Source organism: endosymbiont of Ridgeia piscesae (assembly GCF_001443665.1).
Classification (GTDB): Bacteria; Pseudomonadota; Gammaproteobacteria; order Chromatiales; family Chromatiaceae; genus Endoriftia; species Endoriftia persephonae.
The window spans coordinates 1-1,629 of record NZ_KQ557180.1 but is presented as its reverse complement, the minus strand read 5'-3'; the positions used below and the strand labels follow the sequence as shown (position 1 = coordinate 1,629).

At 54.3% G+C, this 1,629-nt stretch carries 3 protein-coding genes and 1 pseudogene; all 4 read left to right on the top strand.

Features of this window, described 5'->3' with window-relative positions:
- Positions 1–168 precede the first annotated feature (168 nt).
- Positions 169–591: a heavy metal-responsive transcriptional regulator gene (locus Ga0074115_RS15460; RefSeq protein ID WP_057957371.1), complete on the top strand. Its 423-nt coding sequence runs from the start codon at positions 169–171 to the stop codon at positions 589–591.
- A gap of 176 nt (positions 592–767) precedes the next feature.
- The gene (locus Ga0074115_RS15455) at positions 768–1,115 is read left to right on the top strand and encodes an ArsR/SmtB family transcription factor (protein WP_057957370.1); all 348 of its coding nucleotides are present in this window, start codon (positions 768–770) and stop codon (positions 1,113–1,115) included.
- Between the two features lie 75 nt (positions 1,116–1,190).
- The gene (locus Ga0074115_RS15450) at positions 1,191–1,427 is read left to right on the top strand and encodes a thioredoxin family protein (protein ID WP_060528710.1); all 237 of its coding nucleotides are present in this window, start codon (positions 1,191–1,193) and stop codon (positions 1,425–1,427) included.
- Positions 1,428–1,448: 21 nt separating this feature from the next.
- Positions 1,449–1,544, top strand: a pseudogene (locus Ga0074115_RS16045) (glyceraldehyde 3-phosphate dehydrogenase NAD-binding domain-containing protein); the annotation flags it as partial.
- Positions 1,545–1,629 lie beyond the last annotated feature (85 nt).

Below are 1,629 nucleotides of genomic sequence, written 5' to 3'. Positions count from 1 at the left end.
GTCAACGTCCTTGAAGAGCTGGATTACGCTGTACAGATCGGTGTGCTTGCGACACCGGCCATTGCCATCGATGGTGAACTGGTCTTTACCGCGCTACCCTCTGAAAAGAGGTTGCGACAGACGCTTCAGCAATGCATCGACCACAGCTCATCGTAACGTGAGAGTGCTATGAATCATGCCTCATCATCAGGATCTGGTCGCAGTCAATATCGTATCGGTGACATCACCCGTCTTACTGGCCTCAGTGCCGATACCGTGCGCTACTACGAAAAGATAGAGCTGTTGCCGCCAATCCATCGGACAGCGTCCGGTATCCGGCTCTATGATGAGCGTGACCTGTCGCGTCTATGTTTCATCCTGCGGGCCAAGGCGATGAATTTCTCACTGGATGAGGTCGCCCGGCTGTTGGAGATGCGGGAGGATCCGCAACACGCCCGTGACGAGGTGCGGGAGTTGACCCAGCAGAAGTTGCAAGAGGTGGAACGCCACCTGGCTGATCTTGAAACCCTGCGCAGGGAACTGACGTTGTTGGTCAATCTATGTCGAGGTGCCGAAGGAGGGTGCCCGATTATCGAAGACTTGGAGGGCTAGGCCGACAATCTTCCCTAGATTGTAGCCATCCTGCCTTTCATCCCTCGCGATTGTCTTCGGCTGTAGCGAAATATTTCAGACGGAGGAGTTGCAGCCTCCATCCATAAACCTGTTGCTATATCGACCTGTGTGAATATACTCTATATCTAATTCTATAGATATAGAGCTGCTTCGATATGAATCCCACGCTGCTGTTCAAGGCGCTTTCTGATCCCACGCGTCTGCGCTGCCTCTCCCTGCTGGTCAGTCACGATGAGCTATGCGTTTGTGAACTGACCCATGCCCTCGCACTTCCCCAACCCAAGGTGTCGCACCATCTCGCTGCCCTGCGCAAGGCAGGGCTGGTCAGCGATCGCAAGGAGGGGCTGTGGATCTATTACCGGCTCAATTTTGAGATGCCGGAGTGGATGACAGAGGTGATTGGTACAACCGCTGAAGGCATTAAGAATGAGCCGCCTTTTGTCGCTGATGCGCTCGCCCTGGCTGAAATGCCCAATCGGCCTGGCGGCGTCTGCAGCGCCTGACTCTGCCGGTGAACGATAGCGAGAGGCCCGCCAACGGCGACTACGAATGATGAAGTTATTTTCGGAGATGTGTTGATGAAGAGCATCAAGGTACTGGGTTCTGGCTGCAGGAACTGCGAGACCACCACCAACCTGATCAGGATCGCCGCCGAACAGGCTGGCGTTGAGGTCGAGCTGGAAAAGGTTACCGATCTGGTGCAGATCATGAGCTATGGCGTGATCTCCACCCCGGGTGTCGTGGTGGATGGCAAGCTGGTGCATGTTGGTGGCTTGCCCGGCCCCAACCAAGTCCGTCAGTGGGTTAGTGAGTAGGCCAAGCAGGAGAATATTCGAATGACGATACGTATCGGTATCAATGGTTTCGGTCGCATGGGGCGGCTTGGTTTGCGCGCAGGCTGGCAGATGCCGGAGTTCGAGATAGTATTAATCGTTCCGAAAGTATTGGCAGTGTATACTGCTTTCCATGGCTACGATAAAAGAACAGCGTGATCAGAAAAGGAAAGATGTAGTGGAG

Excerpts from the sequence above, each read along its gene's own strand:
- Ga0074115_RS15455 (WP_057957370.1), top strand. The coding sequence starts at position 768 with ATGAATCCCACGCTGCTGTTCAAGGCGCTTTCTGATCCCACGCGTCTG.
- Ga0074115_RS15450 (WP_060528710.1), top strand. The coding sequence starts at position 1,191 with ATGAAGAGCATCAAGGTACTGGGTTCTGGCTGCAGGAACTGCGAGACC.
- Ga0074115_RS15460 (WP_057957371.1), top strand. The coding sequence starts at position 169 with ATGAATCATGCCTCATCATCAGGATCTGGTCGCAGTCAATATCGTATC.